This is a genomic window from Salmonella sp. SA14318, assembly GCF_029866905.1.
GTDB classification, from domain to species: Bacteria; Pseudomonadota; Gammaproteobacteria; order Enterobacterales; family Enterobacteriaceae; genus Salmonella; species Salmonella enterica.
In genome coordinates this window covers 511,157-526,975 of record NZ_CP123282.1, presented here as the reverse complement: position 1 = coordinate 526,975, position 15,819 = coordinate 511,157, and the positions used below count along the sequence as shown (strand labels likewise).

The 15,819-nt window shown below is 52.6% G+C and carries 17 protein-coding genes; 4 read left to right on the top strand and 13 right to left on the bottom strand.

The genetic code is table 11. The features are described from left to right. Positions 1–6: 6 nt before the first annotated feature. From oadA to mdh, 8 genes are all read right to left on the bottom strand, one after another. The gene (gene oadA / locus QEN32_RS02500) at positions 7–1,782 is read right to left on the bottom strand and encodes a sodium-extruding oxaloacetate decarboxylase subunit alpha (protein ID WP_280144439.1); all 1,776 of its coding nucleotides are present in this window, start codon (positions 1,780–1,782) and stop codon (positions 7–9) included. 15 nt (positions 1,783–1,797) lie between these two features. Next, a complete protein-coding gene (locus tag QEN32_RS02495) occupies positions 1,798–2,040 on the bottom strand; it encodes an oxaloacetate decarboxylase subunit gamma (RefSeq protein WP_265322417.1) in 243 nt (80 codons plus the stop codon). Between the two features lie 156 nt (positions 2,041–2,196). Next, positions 2,197–2,814 (bottom strand): L(+)-tartrate dehydratase subunit beta, encoded by a 618-nt coding sequence (gene ttdB / locus QEN32_RS02490; RefSeq protein ID WP_000162405.1) that lies wholly within the window; start codon positions 2,812–2,814, stop codon positions 2,197–2,199. Next, positions 2,814–3,713: a L(+)-tartrate dehydratase subunit alpha gene (ttdA, locus tag QEN32_RS02485; RefSeq protein ID WP_000045349.1), complete on the bottom strand. Its 900-nt coding sequence runs from the start codon at positions 3,711–3,713 to the stop codon at positions 2,814–2,816. The genes ttdB and ttdA overlap by 1 nt, the downstream gene beginning before the upstream one ends. A 32-nt stretch (positions 3,714–3,745) precedes the next feature. Beyond that, a complete protein-coding gene (locus tag QEN32_RS02480) occupies positions 3,746–5,014 on the bottom strand; it encodes an SLC13 family permease (protein WP_000433390.1) in 1,269 nt (422 codons plus the stop codon). Between the two features lie 210 nt (positions 5,015–5,224). Next, entirely contained in the window at positions 5,225–5,890 is a 666-nt protein-coding gene (locus QEN32_RS02475) for a GntR family transcriptional regulator (RefSeq protein ID WP_001171581.1), read from the bottom strand. Beyond that, the gene (locus tag QEN32_RS02470; protein WP_000723776.1) at positions 5,877–6,506 is read right to left on the bottom strand and encodes a GntR family transcriptional regulator; all 630 of its coding nucleotides are present in this window, start codon (positions 6,504–6,506) and stop codon (positions 5,877–5,879) included. The genes QEN32_RS02475 and QEN32_RS02470 overlap by 14 nt, the downstream gene beginning before the upstream one ends. A 119-nt stretch (positions 6,507–6,625) precedes the next feature. Beyond that, complete coding sequence (gene mdh, locus QEN32_RS02465; RefSeq protein WP_000861586.1) at positions 6,626–7,564, bottom strand: malate dehydrogenase; 939 nt, start codon at positions 7,562–7,564, stop codon at positions 6,626–6,628. A 414-nt stretch (positions 7,565–7,978) separates the two neighbouring features. On the opposite strand from mdh, the gene argR reads away from it, so the two are divergent. The 3 genes from argR (at position 7,979) to yhcN-B (ending at position 9,447) form a co-directional block, all read left to right on the top strand. Beyond that, positions 7,979–8,449: a transcriptional regulator ArgR gene (gene argR, locus QEN32_RS02460; RefSeq protein ID WP_001257852.1), complete on the top strand. Its 471-nt coding sequence runs from the start codon at positions 7,979–7,981 to the stop codon at positions 8,447–8,449. 364 nt (positions 8,450–8,813) lie between these two features. Continuing rightward, positions 8,814–9,077 carry a peroxide/acid stress response protein YhcN gene (gene yhcN / locus QEN32_RS02455; protein WP_000695693.1) on the top strand — a complete coding sequence of 88 codons (264 nt, stop codon included), beginning with the start codon at positions 8,814–8,816 and terminating at the stop codon, positions 9,075–9,077. A gap of 103 nt (positions 9,078–9,180) precedes the next feature. Then, positions 9,181–9,447 carry a DUF1471 family stress response protein YhcN-B gene (gene yhcN-B, locus QEN32_RS02450; RefSeq protein WP_000853277.1) on the top strand — a complete coding sequence of 89 codons (267 nt, stop codon included), beginning with the start codon at positions 9,181–9,183 and terminating at the stop codon, positions 9,445–9,447. A 59-nt stretch (positions 9,448–9,506) separates the two neighbouring features. Here the strand turns inward: yhcN-B and QEN32_RS02445 are convergent, their stop codons facing one another. The 4 genes from QEN32_RS02445 to aaeX form a co-directional block, all read right to left on the bottom strand. Beyond that, on the bottom strand, positions 9,507–9,779 hold the full coding sequence (locus tag QEN32_RS02445) for a barnase inhibitor (RefSeq protein WP_023194496.1): 273 nt from the start codon (positions 9,777–9,779) through the stop codon (positions 9,507–9,509). A gap of 171 nt (positions 9,780–9,950) precedes the next feature. After that, the gene (gene aaeB / locus QEN32_RS02440) at positions 9,951–11,918 is read right to left on the bottom strand and encodes a p-hydroxybenzoic acid efflux pump subunit AaeB (protein ID WP_000510913.1); all 1,968 of its coding nucleotides are present in this window, start codon (positions 11,916–11,918) and stop codon (positions 9,951–9,953) included. 5 nt (positions 11,919–11,923) lie between these two features. Continuing rightward, positions 11,924–12,856, bottom strand: a complete 933-nt coding sequence (gene aaeA / locus QEN32_RS02435; RefSeq protein WP_000855138.1) for a p-hydroxybenzoic acid efflux pump subunit AaeA — start codon at positions 12,854–12,856, stop codon at positions 11,924–11,926. A gap of 7 nt (positions 12,857–12,863) precedes the next feature. Next, positions 12,864–13,067: a p-hydroxybenzoic acid efflux pump operon protein AaeX gene (aaeX, locus tag QEN32_RS02430; RefSeq protein WP_000051840.1), complete on the bottom strand. Its 204-nt coding sequence runs from the start codon at positions 13,065–13,067 to the stop codon at positions 12,864–12,866. Positions 13,068–13,248: 181 nt separating this feature from the next. Here aaeX and aaeR point away from each other — a divergent pair, with 181 nt between their 5' ends. Further along, complete coding sequence (aaeR, locus tag QEN32_RS02425) at positions 13,249–14,178, top strand: HTH-type transcriptional activator AaeR (protein ID WP_000440300.1); 930 nt, start codon at positions 13,249–13,251, stop codon at positions 14,176–14,178. A gap of 122 nt (positions 14,179–14,300) precedes the next feature. On the opposite strand, the gene tldD is transcribed toward aaeR, so the two are convergent. Continuing rightward, on the bottom strand, positions 14,301–15,746 hold the full coding sequence (gene tldD, locus QEN32_RS02420; protein WP_000055940.1) for a metalloprotease TldD: 1,446 nt from the start codon (positions 15,744–15,746) through the stop codon (positions 14,301–14,303). Between the last annotated feature and the right edge of the window lie 73 nt (positions 15,747–15,819).

Sequence of the window (15,819 nt, the reverse complement as noted above, 5' to 3'; positions counted from 1 at the left end):
TCTCCGTTACGCCAGCGTCATCAGGGTGTCGCCCACAGAGACCGCGTCCCCGGACTTCACCGCGATACCGCGTACCGTCCCGGCCTGCGCGGCGCGGATTTCGGTTTCCATTTTCATGGCTTCCAGAATCAGCAGCACATCACCTTCGGCCACCGTCTGGCCTTCAGCGGCAATCACCTTCCAGATATTCCCCGCCAGCGGCGCGGTGACCGGGGTGCCGGCGCCTGCGGGAGCGGCAGCCTGAACCGGTGCGGAAGAGGCCGCCGGAACAGCCGTAGTAAGCTGGCTGATATCGCCGCCGTCGCTGACCTTCACCACAAAGGCTTTGCCTTCCACTTCCACGGTGTAGATACCGGAGGCGGCAGGCTTCTCTGCTTTTGCCACCGGCTGCGCGGCTTCCGCCTGCGGTACCGGCTCAAACGCCGCCGGGTTATGGCGGTTCTCAAGGAATTTAAGGCCAATCTGCGGGAACAGCGCCACGGTGAGCACGTCGTCGATGGCGTTTCCCGCCAGAGTAATCCCCTTCTCCTGCGCCTGGCGCCTGACGTCCGCTTCCAGTTCAGCCAGTTCCGGTTTGAGTAAATCCGCCGGACGGCAGGTCACCGGGGCGCCCCCTTCCAGCACGCGGGCCTGTAACGCGGCGTTCACCGGCACCGGGGTGTGGCCGTATTCGCCTTTCAGAATGCCGGCGGTCTCTTTGGCGATGGTTTTGTAGCGTTCGCCCGTCAGCACGTTGAGCACCGCCTGGGTGCCGACAATCTGCGAGGTGGGGGTCACCAGCGGGATGAAGCCGAGGTCCTCGCGCACGCGGGGGATTTCCGCCAGCACCTGGTCGAGTTTGTCCGCCGCGTTCTGCTGCTTCAGCTGGCTTTCGAGGTTAGTGAGCATTCCGCCCGGCACCTGGGCCACCAGAATACGGCTGTCGTAGCCTTTCAGCTGGCCTTCAAAGGCATGGTATTTTTTGCGCACCTCGCGGAAGTACGCGGCGATGCTCTCCAGCTTCAGGATATCCAGCCCGGTGTCGTGCTCAGTACCTGCCAACGTCGCCACCAGCGCCTCGGTGGCCGGGTGGCCGTAGGTGGCGCTCATGGACGAAATCGCCGTGTCCACGCCGTCAGCACCCGCCTCGATAGCCTTCAGCAGGGCCATCTCCGCCATCCCGGTGGTGGCGTGACAGTGCAGGTGCAGGCGCACCTCAAAACGTTTTTTGATTTCGCTGACCAGCTCAAAAGCGGCCATCGGGGTGAGAATGCCGGACATATCCTTGATGGCAATCGAGTCAACGCCGGTTTCCAGCAGCTGTTCGGTTAAATCCAGCCAGGTCTGCAGCGTGTGTGCCGGGCTGGTGGTGTAACTCAGGGTCCCCTGGGCGTGCGCGCCGTGGCTGCGCACCGCCTGCAGTGCGGCTTTCATATTGCGCGGGTCGTTCATGGCATCGAACACGCGGAACACGTCCATGCCGTTTTTGACGGCGCGCTCGACAAAGCGGGCGACCACGTCATCGGCGTAGTGGCGGTAGCCGAGCAGGTTCTGGCCGCGCAGCAGCATCTGCAGCGGGGTTTTGGGCATGGCCTTTTTAAGCTCGCGCAGGCGCAGCCACGGGTCTTCGCCGAGGAAGCGGATGCAGGCGTCAAAGGTGGCGCCGCCCCAGCACTCCAGCGAGCCGTAGCCCACGTCGTCGAGCTGGGCGGCAATCGGCAGCATGTCATCAAGGCGCAGGCGGGTGGCGAACAGGGACTGGTGGGCGTCACGCAGGACGACGTCGGTAATGGCAATGGTCATGGATCCCTCCGGGAATTAAGCGTTAAGGCGGTGATGGTGAATGGCGGCGGCAATCACCGGCTTTAAGCGGGTGAAGTCGTCCACGACGGGAACGGCGCGCGGTGTGGGCGCGGCGACGGGTTCCGGGAAGAAGCGAGTAATCACGGCGGACATGCCCTGAATGGCGAAAATCAGCAGGAACAGAAACGCCAGCACGAACCCCATGCCGAGGAACATCAGGGTGAAGCCTTCACCTAATAGCAGAGCTGCATCAGTCATAAAATAGCCTTCAGGCAGGAGGCACGATAATGGTGCTATTTATGACGATGAAATAATAAGGGTGGATTTCCCTGAGCCGCCCCCGGCCAGAACCCTTGGTTATTATTATCGTCATAACGTATTACCACCATTATCGTGCAATTTACGTAATCAGGTTTATTTGATGAAACTTACGTTCTGGCATATTTCATCAGCGACGATCTCTTTACGCTGATTAAAAATAATTTTGTTCTGTTCAAACAGATTATTCCCATGGGTATCAATAGAAACAATCAGCGGGCCAAACTCTTTAACCCGACAGACCCACAGCGTTTCCGGCATCCCCAGATCGCGCCATTGGGCATCTTCAATTTCTTCCACGCACACGGCGGCTACAACCGCACAACCGGCAGGGAATACGCAGTGCAGCGCTTTGTGTTCAGCACAGCCCTCTTCCGTGCCTTTGCCCATTCCGCCTTTACCCACAATTAATTTCACGCCGGTCTGCGCAATAAATTCTTTTTCGAATTTCTCCATACGCATGCTGGTGGTTGGTCCAACGGAGACCATTTCAAACTTATCGTCTTCGCCTTTAATTGGGCGGACAATTGGGCCAGCGTGTAAAATAGCGCCGCCGCGAACATCTACCGGAAGTTCGCGACCACCTTCAATTAAACGGCGATGGGCTACGTCACGGCAGGTAACAATATGACCGTTGAGATAAATAATATCGCCAGCCTTAATATCCGCTAAATCTTCATCTTTAATTGGCGTAGTCAGGATTTTTTTAGTCATCAGAAATTCACTCCGCTGTGAGACGTAATGGTGTAATTCAAATCTTTATCGAAAACGATGTGCCCTTTACGGTGCGACCAGCAGCCGACGTTTACCGCCACGCCGATGGTAGAAGGATGACGCGCGGTGTTTTCAATGTTCACGCCCATAACGGAGGTATTACCGGACATCCCCTGCGGCCCCAGGCCAATTTTGTTAATGCCGTCTTCCAGCATTTTTTCCAGCGAGGCTGCACGCTCATTCTCGTTATGCGAACCGATCGGACGCATCAGCGCTTTTTTCGATAGCAGTGCCGCCGTTTCAACAGAGGTCGCTACGCCCACGCCAACCAGCAGCGGCGGACACGCGTTGAGGCCGTAGCTGGTCATCACATCCAGTACAAAGCGGGTCACACCTTCATAGCCTGCACCCGGCATCAGCACCATCGCTTTCCCCGGCAGAGAACAACCACCGCCTGCCATATAGGTATAAATGCTGCACTGATCGGAATTGGGAACGATCTCCCAGAAGACCGTCGGCGTGCCTTTACCCACGTTTTTACCGGTGTTGTATTCATCAAAAGTTTCTACGCTGTTGTGGCGCAGCGGAGAATCTACAGTTGCTTTGATCACCGCCTCACGCAACAACGCTTCCAGCTCGCCAATCAGCGGAAAGTTCGTCCCGCACTCCACCAGAAACTGAATGACACCGGTGTCCTGGCAGGAAGGCCGATCCAGCTCTTTCGCCAGACGCTGGTTCTCAATCATGGTAGTAAAGATGACGTCGGCCAGTTTACTGGTCTCTTTCTTATGCAAATCTTCCAGTTTTGCAGTGACATCATCAGGCAAAACTTTGCCGGTATATCCCACAAACTTGGCCATAACGTCGGTCATATGGGATATCTGTTCACTTTTGCTCATAAATGCTCCTTAGTCAGAACAGCTTCCGTTAATTACGGATGAAAAGGGAAAAGGATTGGCAGCAGGATCAAGCTGACAATGGTTGAAACGATAATCAGGGGGATACCGGCCTTAGCGTAGTCGACAAATTTATAGCCACCCGCGGAGAGCACCATCATGTTGGCAGGCATACCGATAGGGGTTGCGTAGGCGCAGGAACCGCCAATGACCGTCGCCATCAGAACCGCACGCGGGTCGGCCCCCATGCCTGCGGCAATGGACAAACTCACCGGCACCAATAGCGCTGTCGTTGCGGTATTGGACATAAAGTTGGTCATCACAACGGATAAGGCGAAAACGGCGATCAGCAACATGAACGGTGAGGAGTTTTGCCCCAGCATGCCGATTACATAGTCCGCAACCAGCTTGCCTGCCCCGGTCATTTCCAGCGCTTTTGCCAGCGCCAGGGTGCCGCCAAAGATAAAAATAGTCTGTGAATCAATGGCTTTATAGGCCTGTTTTTCCGTGAGTACGCCGCTTACGACCAGCACAAGAGCGCCAATACAACCGGTCACGGCCAGGCTGACACCGATCTTCTTCTCAAAGATCATGCCGAGGATCGTTGCGATCAACACCACGAGTGAGAGCCGTTGTTTCCACTGTGGAACATGGCTGTAGTCACGTTGCTCCCCGACGCTCCCCACCTCACCGCCGGTCGCATTATTCGGCAGAAAGCGATAGCCAATAGTCAGGAAGTAGAGAATGCCGCAGATGAGCATCGGGAGACCGATTTTTGCGTATTCAAAAAAGCCAAAGCCGCCGCCAATATTCTGTAGCGCAGACTGCGCGATAAGATTTCCCGGCGCGCCAATTAACGACAGGTTACCGCCCAACGCAGCGGCGAAAACCAGCGGCATCAGTAGACGAGAACGCGAGAAGCCCGATTTTGCCGCCACGCCGATCACCACCGGAATCAAAACCGCAGCGGTACCGGTGTTAGAGAGGACGCCAGACATCAAACCCACCACCACCATAATGGTGAAGATCAGCTGTTTTTCTGTTTTCGCGAAGCGCGTGATGACGCCGCCCACTTTGTTTGCCATACCGGTCTCGAACAACGCGCCGCCCACGATGAACATCGCGACAAAGAGGATGACGTTAGTGTCGATAAAGCCAGCAAAGGCCTGTTTGATATTCAGAACTCCGGTGATCACTAAGGCCACGCAGACAATCATGGAAGTGACGGCCAGTGGCACTTTTTCCCATACAAACATGACGATAGCGAACACCAATAAACATAAGGTAAGGGTAATGGGTTCCATATTTATAATTATCCAATCAATGATATATGATATTGTATCCAATGTTGACAGGGAGAAATTATTCCCATACAAAAACTAAGTCAAATCGTTTCTCAGGAAAGATGCAGGAGTGGGATCTACATCAAGATCGTGGTTAGATCGTTACTGGACGTGATTAATAGAATTGAAGAATTGGTTGAAGCGCCTGCGATGCTCACGCAGGCGAAAAGATCAGGCAGAAGGGTCACCAACATAGCGGGTCAGCATATTCTCCATTGAGCGAATAATGTGTTCGCGCATGCGCTGGCGTGCCAATGTTTCATCATGAAGTTCAAGAGCTTGCAGAATACTTTTATGTTCCTGAATGGAAATCACGGCATACTCTTCTTCGGTGACCTTATGGCCCATCGACAGGCCGTTCCACATATTACAGAGCAACATTTTCATTTTTTCGTTGCCAGCAACATTCCATATTTCCATATGAAATGCCTGATTCAGGTCGGAGTATTCCGCCGAGTTATTTTCCGCGAGAGCCTTTTCAGCGGCATAATGCACCTGGGCTATCCGCGAGATATCGGTGCCAGGACGAGAAGCTTTAGCCACCGCCTCACTTTCTAACAGCGCGCGAATTTCATAGTGTTCGCGGATCGTTTGTTCATTGATGCCCAACACCACCGCCCCTTTATTAGGGCGCACTTTTATCAGCCCATCCGCCGCCAGAATCTGAAACGCCTCGCGCACTGGCATACTGGACACGCCGACCATTCCGGCAATGCCTTCTAACGTAATCTCCTGCCCTTCCACTAACTCCCTCGAAAGAATCGCTTTACGCAGCACTGCCGCGACCTGTTCTTTCGCTGAAAGAAGCTTAATCTTCCCTAACTTAGGCTTCTGCACTTTCCCAATCCTTCATATGTTGACGCATTATTTCTGCTAAAGAGAGGAAATAACGCTGCATAACTTGCCCAATCTCATCACGCCGCCCCTGGCGTATGACGTCAGCCAGTTCAGCGAAAAGCTGCGCCGACTCCTGATTATCTTTTTTCAGATGCAAAATAACATAAGAGACATAACCGTCCAGGAACTGCTGATACACCTTTTCCAGATAGCGGTTATTCACATAAGAAATCAGCATCGCATGACACTCCAGTTCGCAGGATTTGTCTTCTGCGACAGCCAGCGCTTGCGCACGTATCAGGAGGGCATCGCCTACTTCGCTGGGTATCAGCGAAAACATTTCGGCGGCCATCGCGGCAATCACGCGAAAAATATGACTCACGCGATCGGCCTCAAGATGCGCGACCTGCATGTGCCTGTTGGGCAGTCGGATTAAAAAACCTTCCTGTTCGAGTGACTGTAGCGCTTCTCGAACCGGCATTCGTGAAAGACCAAGCTGCTCCGCAATACTTTCCTGCGCGAGTTCTTCTCCCGCTTTTATATTGCCGGAAAGAATTTCATAGCGAAGCATTTGCGTAATGTGATCGCGGGTTTGCGTTCTTTGGATCTTTTTCACGACGTTCTCGTTAATAACCGATAAGACGTGAGGAGTTTAGCAGATTTAGTACTTGATTTCGTGGCTTGTTTACAGTCAAAGAAGCCGGAGCAAAAGCCCCGGCATCGGGCAGGAACAGCTTATTTATTAATAAAATCTTCACCCAACTGAATATCTTTTTTCAGCGTATCCAGCATAGCGTCCAGCGAATGTTGCTCGAAAGCGCTCAGTGTGCCGATGGATTTACGCTCTTCTACACCGTTTTTACCCAGCAGCAGCGGCTGAGAGAAGAAACGGGCATACTGACCGTCGCCTTCCACATAGGCGCATTCCACCACGCCTTTTTCGCCCTGCAGAGCGCGAACCAGAGAAAGACCGAAACGCGCGGCAGCCTGGCCCATAGAGAGGGTTGCCGATCCGCCGCCGGCTTTCGCCTCGACGACTTCAGTACCGGCGTTCTGAATACGTTTAGTCAGCTCGGCCGCTTCTTGTTCGGTAAAACTTACGCCTGGAATCTGCGACAGCAGCGGCAGAATCGTCACGCCGGAGTGTCCGCCAATCACCGGAACTTCAACTTCCGTTGGCAGCTTACCTTTCAGCTCTGCGACAAAGGTATTAGAGCGGATGATATCCAGCGTGGTAACGCCAAACAGTTTGTTTTTGTCGTATACGCCTGCTTTTTTCAGCACTTCCGCCGCAATCGCAACGGTGGTGTTCACCGGGTTGGTGATAATGCCCACGCACGCTTTCGGGCAGGTTTTAGCGATCTGCTGCACCAGGTTTTTCACGATGCCGGCGTTAACGTTAAACAGGTCGGAACGGTCCATACCCGGCTTACGCGCCACACCCGCAGAAATCAGTACTACGTCAGCGCCTTCAAGCGCCGGGGTTGCGTCTTCACCGGAGAAACCTTTGATTTTTACAGCGGTGGGGATGTGGCTCAAATCAACGGCCACACCGGGAGTCACTGGAGCGATGTCGTACAGGGAGAGTTCTGAACCTGAAGGCAGTTGGTTTTTTAAAAGTAATGCCAGCGCCTGACCGATACCACCAGCAGCGCCGAGGACTGCGACTTTCATCCTAAACTCCTTATTATATGATTAGCTAAGTGTCTATTGCTCCGCGGCGGCGACCTTAATTCACAAATTCAATGATTACAATCCTCACTCATCAAGAATGCGGAGTCGCGCAATTTTGGCTTTTATGCATTTAATTTGCGTAATCCGGATCGACTGCAACCAGAGAGCAACGTTCCTACAGGTGGTGACAATATACTCTACTATCCTCTCAAAACAACATCATTTTGATAACAATTAATTTACTTTTAATCTTATTTGCGAGGCGTGACACAGGCATGTTTCTTGATAACGAAATTTGATAAAATTCCGCTCTTTCATAACATTATTTCAGCCTTAAACAAGGCAGACTGTTTGCATAAAAATTCATCTGTATGCACAATAATGTTGTTTCTACCGCCATATTACGGGTGACTTATGCGAAGCTCGGCTAAACAAGAAGAACTAGTAAGAGCGTTTAAAGCGCTCCTCAAAGAAGAAAAATTCAGCTCACAGGGCGAAATCGTCCTCGCGTTGCAGGATCAGGGCTTTGAAAATATCAATCAGTCCAAGGTCTCGCGCATGTTGACTAAGTTCGGCGCAGTGCGTACACGTAACGCAAAAATGGAAATGGTGTACTGTCTTCCGGCTGAACTGGGCGTCCCAACAACATCCAGTCCGTTGAAAAATCTGGTGCTGGATATCGACTATAACGACGCTGTCGTGGTGATTCATACCAGCCCCGGCGCGGCACAACTCATCGCGCGCCTGCTGGATTCACTGGGGAAAGCAGAAGGTATTCTCGGCACGATTGCCGGCGACGATACTATCTTCACTACGCCTGCCAGCGGCTTTTCCGTAAGAGATCTGTACGAAGCCATTCTGGAACTTTTTGAACAAGAGCTTTAGTCCCACTTCCTCCGTCGTCGTACGGCGGAGGCACCTTTTTGTCCTCTCCCCTCGCCGCTTTCCTGTACGGCTATCATTTGGCAAATCATGCCCTTAAACATTCACTACATGAATGACAAATCAAAAAAACGCACAAAATGTCAAATTTTTTAACCGATTGATTTTCTTTTATTTTTTAAATGACAGCGGCGAAAAACAGCAATTTTAATTCCATAACGTTATAAAAAATAAAATTTTTAATGTCTTTAAAAAGCAGAAACAATTAGCGTGGTATTAATTAGTTGCGTGATTAGTGTATACTTAATTTTGTGATGAGGGTCACGAAACAAAGACCCCAGTAAAGGAATTCGACGAGGTAAAAATCATGAAAATCAAAACCACTGTTGCAACATTAAGTATTCTGTCCGTTCTCTCTTTTGGCGCTTTCGCCGCAGAACCTATCAGCGCAGAGCAAGCGCAAAATCGTGAAGCAATCGGATCGGTTTCAGTCAGCGCTATCGGCTCATCGCCTATGGATATGAATGCCATGCTGAGCAAAAAAGCGGATGAACAAGGCGCTACAGCCTACCACATTACCGAAGCGCGTAGCGGCAGCAACTGGCACGCCACTGCCGAACTGTACAAATAAAATTCACCTGCCATCGCATATAACGTGTCATTGCTTCGCGGAGATATCGCATAAGAAAAGCCCATTAATCCGCGAGGTTGACCCTATAAAGGAATAAAAGACCATGAAAACGAAATACATTATCGCATCACTCGGCCTGGCCACTCTGCTCTCTTTCGGCGCAAATGCCGCAGTACACCAGGTCAACGCGGAACAGGCGCAGAATCTGCAACCGATGGGCACCATTTCCGTCTCGCAGATTGGCAGTACGCCAATGGATATGCGCCAGGAGATCGTCGCTAAAGCTGAAAAAGCAGGCGCTAATAGCTATCGCATCATCGAATTAAAAGAAGGTGATAACTGGCACGCCACCGCCGAGTTGTATAAGTAAACCCTCGTCGTCTAACCCGACGACTTGCCCCCGCCTGCCGGGGGCTTTTTTATGCTTTTTCAATGCCGGACATTAAACCGTAGCCGCCCCTCCAGCTCTTCTTCCGCTTCATCAAAGAGTAAAATCAGCGCCCCGTAGCGCCTGCGCAGTTTATCAGGCAGGTGAACGAACTCAATCTCTAGCGGTAGAGGTAAGATATCGCTCATTACCGCATCCCATAATGTATCAAGATCGCTTACTTTCTCACTGGCAAGACCAAACGTCTGCGTAAACTCGCGATAAAAATCGCTTTGGTTTTTAATATCACTAAAATCAAAAGTATAGACATTCATAGCCAGCCACCATCCCCGACAGACAATTGTCTGTTTTACTACTAAGCATCATTATGCAGAGGTTTCACTTCCAGAAACGCTTTTAGCCCCGGAGCACTCTTGCGCTGTTTTTGTATCTCAAATAAGTATAGTCATAAAAAAACCGACGCTTTTGGCATCGGTTCTTGTGGGTTAGCTATCGGTAAGCGCGTTCTGGTATTTATGTAACATGCCCGTCAGGCGTTTAACCGGTTCCGTCACCTGCGGCGGCGCCTCCCAGATACGTAATTTCTCCTGATAGATATCCAGCTCATCCAGCAACTGACCAAAGTAGCGTCGCCGTTTATCATCGCTTCCGGCGGAAATAACATGGTCTGCGGTACGACGAAGCTGACGGTGGAACACTGACAGATCCTCATTAACCGGTATCGGCGCGTCGCGCAGACGTTGATGAGCAATGATCATCGTTAGCGCCAGGCGAAACTTCGGCAAATCGCCAGGGAATTTATTCATCAGCAAAAAGAGTTGCTGATATAACGCAGGCAGACGGTTTTCTTTACGACGTACCACGTTGGTCGTCATTGCCGAGACCGCAGCGGAAACAAACTGATTAAGCAGCACGCGACCGGTTCGATCTTTGGATTTATCACGCACCAGCAGGATGACGATAAACGCCAGCATACAGCCGACAATTTGCCCCAACGCGCTGTCGAGGAACTGGCTGAAATGGAACGTCATCGGATTATCCAACACAATAATGTTAATCGTACTGGCCAGCGCCCCCATCGACCCCAGACGCCGTTTCTGGACCTCAATGCCGATAAAGAACCCCAATACCGCCAGGCTCAAACATAACAACAGCATACTTTGCTGCGTATTGGGAATAATCACCAGGAAATAGAGCAATCCCAGCGGCAACGCCGCCAGAGTGCCATAAATAAAATCAATGCAGACCATGCGCGGATTGGGTAAACGCATCGCCAGCGAGGTCACCACGGCAATCATCACCATCGCGCCATTACCCGATGTCCAGCCGGTCCATAGCCAGAATAATGTCCCCAGAATGCAGGAAAGCGTGGTGCGCCAGAAGTTCACCATCGCATGGTGGCGTTCAGCGGATTCCACTTTAACTACGGGCTCGCCTTGCAGGATCTCTTCTTCCGTCGCGCTGATTTTGGTGTTGCTGATCACGCCGCGTTTAAGCAGCAGATAGCGCGTCGCAGCGCCTACCCAGCTATAAAGCGTGACGGGCGTTTCGCGCTCACCGGTCCAGACAATGACACGCCGCATCCGTTTTAACTGCCTGTGGACGTCCTGTACCGTTTCAACCGGCGTCTCGAACAGTTCCCGGAATGTATCGGTAATCAGTTCCGGCCGCGTGTTTTGAATAAGATAAGTTTCACAGGATTGCGTAATCAGCGTGAGCGAAAGCGTATTCAACGCTTTCAGGCGGCGGTTAGCGCGTACCCAGCGCGAAGATTCCATATTCAGATTACTTCGCATCCCCTCCAGCGCCGCCGTGCGTCGCACCAGATCGCCCCAGGCGTTGTCGACTTCTTCGCTGTCGCCATGCTTAATACAAAGTTGCATTAGCTGATATTGCGCTACCAGTAAACTGTCCAGTTCGCGATCAACCTCCTGCTTTATCGATCGCGGCGAGAAAAGCAGATCCGCTAAAATAGCACAGCCAATGCCGATAACGATTTCGCTACAGCGCTCAAGCGCAAATTGCGGCGTGAGCAGCGGCTCCGTCTGAATGGTAATCACAATGATCAGCGCAGTATAACCTGACAGTCCCCACGCATAAGAGTTTTCGATCCGTACTAAAGAGGAGATCCAGGTACAAAAACCGGCCCAGACACAGCACACCAGAATCATCAATAGCGGCGCGCGGATCATAGAGATAATAATGATAAGCGCGGCGATACAGCCAATAAACGTCCCGATAATACGCAACATTCCGCGATAACGGATAGCGCCGGAATAGGGTTCCCCGCCGGCGGCAAATGCCGGGCCTGCCGCCACGATCGCGGCGGTCAGCACCGCCCAACGCGGCGTCTCCAGTTGAAAATGGAAGCCGATAAATAATGCCAGCACAATGGCGCACGCCAGCTTTACCGCAAAACGAATGTGCTGGTTGGCAATGGAGAAAATGCCCATGACGATTAACCGAATTCGCGCAGCCGGTGCGCCAGTTTACGGAAGAAGGAGTCCTGGCTTGCGTCACGATCCTGCTTACCGGTGATCACGACGGTTGCCGTCGTACCGGCAGGCCACAAATTCCCCTGTTGCTCGTCGAGCCGGATGCGCACCGGGACACGCTGGGCCAGACGCACCCATTCGAGGTTAGAGTCTATCGTCGCCATCCCTTTCGCATCGCTGGTACTGCTGGCATTCGTTACCCCTGCCGCCACGCTATCGACGGTGCCTTTTAATACCCGGTTGCTGCCAAGCGGCGTGATTTCGGCACGATATCCCGGACGCACGCCTTCCAGCTTGGTCTCTTCCATATAGGCCTGCACGTAAAAAGAGTTCTTTTTCACCAGGGCGACGGCTGTGGAACCGCGGGTAATAAATTCACCGGCATAAACATTGAGGTTAGTCACCCAGCCGTCGGCAGGCGCGCGAATGACGGTGCGTTCCAGATCGAGTTTAGCCAGATCGCGCGTCGCCTGGGCTTTAGCCAGTTGATGCAGTACAGTCTGCAAGACATTGTTCGCCTGATCGATCTCTTCCCGGGACATCGCCTGTACGCCGAGGCGATTACGGCGACTGGCTTCCTGGCGTTTTTCCTGCGCCAGGACCTGATAATAGGCTACATCAGCTTCCGCTTCCGCCAGCGCTTTTTGATAGCGTGGCTGATCGATGGTAAACAGAACCTGATCCTTTTTCACCAGTTGGTTATCATGCACGTTTACATGGGTAATCAGGCCCGCGACATCCGGGGCAATAGCGACGACATCGGCGCTAAAACGCGCGTCGCGCGTCCAGGGAGATTCGGTGTAATACACCCAGGCGCGGAAAATGGCGATAAAGGCCAGAATAACCAGTACGAGGGTAATGGCCGTACGGGAGAGTTTTCTTGTTAGTGTTTTCACTTCAACCTCAAACGAACAGGCGCGATATTAAATAAAACAGACAACAATACAGCGCGGTATTGAACAGAGCCGGATGCCAGACAAAATCATAGATACCCGTCGGCACAAGCATCCGACGCACCAGCCAAAAAATAGCCAGTGACAAAAGCAATTCGAAAAATATCGGTGGGAAGGAAAGACCAAACACCACGATAACGGGAAACAGACTCATGTTGACCTTGATTTCTGAGAGAGAGCAGGCGATAGATTGTTAAGCTACATCGCCGCAGAGAAGGGCAAGAGACGCCAGGCGAGAGCGACATAGCTCTTATTCGAATAATAGTATATTAACGTAATTGTTATGCTGTTATCTATATTATGTGATCTAAATCACTTTTAAGCCAGAGTGAATAATGGAACGATTAAAACGAATGTCGGTATTCGCCAAAGTTGTTGAGTTTGGCTCTTTTACCGCCGCAGCCAGACAGCTGCAAATGAGCGTATCGTCCATCAGCCAGACTGTGGCGAAACTGGAAGATGAGCTTCAGGTTAAATTGCTCAACCGCAGCACACGCAGCATTGGGCTCACCGAAGCTGGAAAAATCTATTATCAGGGCTGTCGGCGTATGTTGCATGAAGTGCAGGATGTTCATGAGCAGCTTTACGCTTTTAATAACACGCCCATCGGTACATTGCGTATCGGCTGTTCTTCAACCATGGCGCAAAATGTGCTGGCCGGGCTTACCGCAAAATTATTAAAAGAGTATCCCGGTCTGGCGGTCAATCTGGTGACAGGAATTCCGGCCCCGGATTTAATTGCCGACGGGCTGGACGTGGTGATCCGCGTGGGCGCGCTGCAAGACTCCAGCCTATTTTCCCGTCGACTCGGCGCGATGCCGATGGTTGTGTGCGCCGCCAAGCCGTACCTCGCTCAGTACGGCGTCCCGGAAAAACCCGCCGATCTCAGTAGCCATTCCTGGCTGGAATATAGCGTGCGCCCGGATAATGAGTTTGAACTTATCGCGCCGGAAGGAATTTCTACCCGACTGATTCCACAGGGGCGGTTCGTCACTAACGATCCGATGACGCTGGTACGCTGGCTGACCGCCGGAACCGGAATCGCCTATGTGCCGCTGATGTGGGTGATCGATGAGATCAATCGTGGCGATCTGGAGATCCTGCTGCCTCGCTATCAGTCCGATCCTCGTCCGGTGTACGCGCTGTACACCGAAAAAGATAAGCTGCCGCTTAAAGTGCAGGTAGTGATTAACGCGTTAACTGACTATTTTGTCGATGTCGCACACCTGTTTCAGGGAATGCACGGGCGAGGGAAAGAAAAATAAAAACACCAGGTAATTGCTGAAGACGATTGTAGGTCAGATGCCACCCGACGCAGACATTGCCTGGTGGCGCTGCGCTTATCAGGCCTGGGCGGCACACACCACAGGCCTGATAAGGCGGACAGTTATGCGGTGCCGCCAACCGTCAGGTTATCGACTTTCAGCGTCGGCTGGCCTACGCCTACCGGCAGACTTTGCCCCTCTTTACCGCAAACCCCCACCCCGTTATCCAGCTTAAGGTCATTGCCGACCATGGAGATCTGTTGCATCGTTTCAATGCCTGATCCAATTAACGTCGCGCCCTTCACCGGCGTCGTGACTTTGCCGTTTTCAATCAGATACGCTTCCGAGGTAGAAAACACAAACTTGCCGGAGGTGATATCTACCTGACCGCCGCCAAAGTTAGGCGCATAGATGCCGTACTCAACGGATTCGATAATTTCCTGCGGCGTTGACTGCCCCGCCAACATATAGGTATTCGTCATACGCGGCATCGGCAGATGCGCATAAGATTCGCGACGCCCGTTACCGGTCGGCGCAGCGCCCATCAGGCGCGCGTTCAGCTTGTCCTGCATGTATCCTTTCAGCACGCCATTTTCAATCAATACGTTGTACTGGCCTGGCGTACCTTCATCATCGATAGCAACGGAGCCGCGACGGTTCATCATTGTGCCGTCATCCACTACGGTGCAAAGCGCGGAGGCAACCTGCTCGCCGATCTGACCGCTAAACACGGACGTCCCACGACGGTTAAAATCACCTTCCAGCCCGTGACCGACCGCTTCGTGCAGCAATACGCCCGGCCACCCGGCGCCCAGAACCACCGGTAACGTCCCCGCTGGCGCAGCGACCGCGGAGAGATTAACCAGCGCCATGCGTACCGCTTCTTTCGCCCACGCGTCGGCGCGCACCTCGCCGTCGAGATCGGCAAGAAAATACTCATAACCAAAGCGACCGCCGCCGCCGCTGGCGCCGCGCTCGCGTTTACCGTCTTCTTCCACCTGCACGCTAACGGACAACCGCACCAGTGGACGGACATCCGCCGCCAGCGTCCCGTCGGTCGCCGCCACGAGGATTAATTCATATACGCCGGTCAGGCTGGCGTTAACTTCCTGCACGCGTTTATCGGCTTCTCGCGCCACTTTGTCAACGCGTCTGAGGATATCCAGCTTCTCTTCGCGGCTCATACTTTGCAGCGGATCAAGGGTGGTGTAGAGCGGCTGATGCGCTACGGCGGCGAGCGTTTTTACCTTGCCTTCGCCGTTCTCGCGTACAATGGTTCGCGCTGCCTGCGCACTCTGCTCCAGCGCCAGGAGGCTTATCTGGTCAGCATAAGCAAAACCGGTTTTTTCGCCGCTAATGGCGCGAACGCCAACGCCCTGGTCGATATTATATGAACCATCTTTAATGATGCGGTCTTCTAAAACCCAGGATTCGTGATAGCTCGACTGAAAATAGAGGTCGCCATAATCAAGACGGCGTTCGGCCAGTTGGCCCAAAATAGCGAACAGATCCTGATGGTTCAGGCCATTCGCCGCTAGCAATTGTTCACTTACCAGGTTCAGACTCATCGTTTTTGCTACTCGTTGATTTCTGCCGGATGGCGGTTCACGCCTTATCCGGACTACGTTGTTAGATTGTACA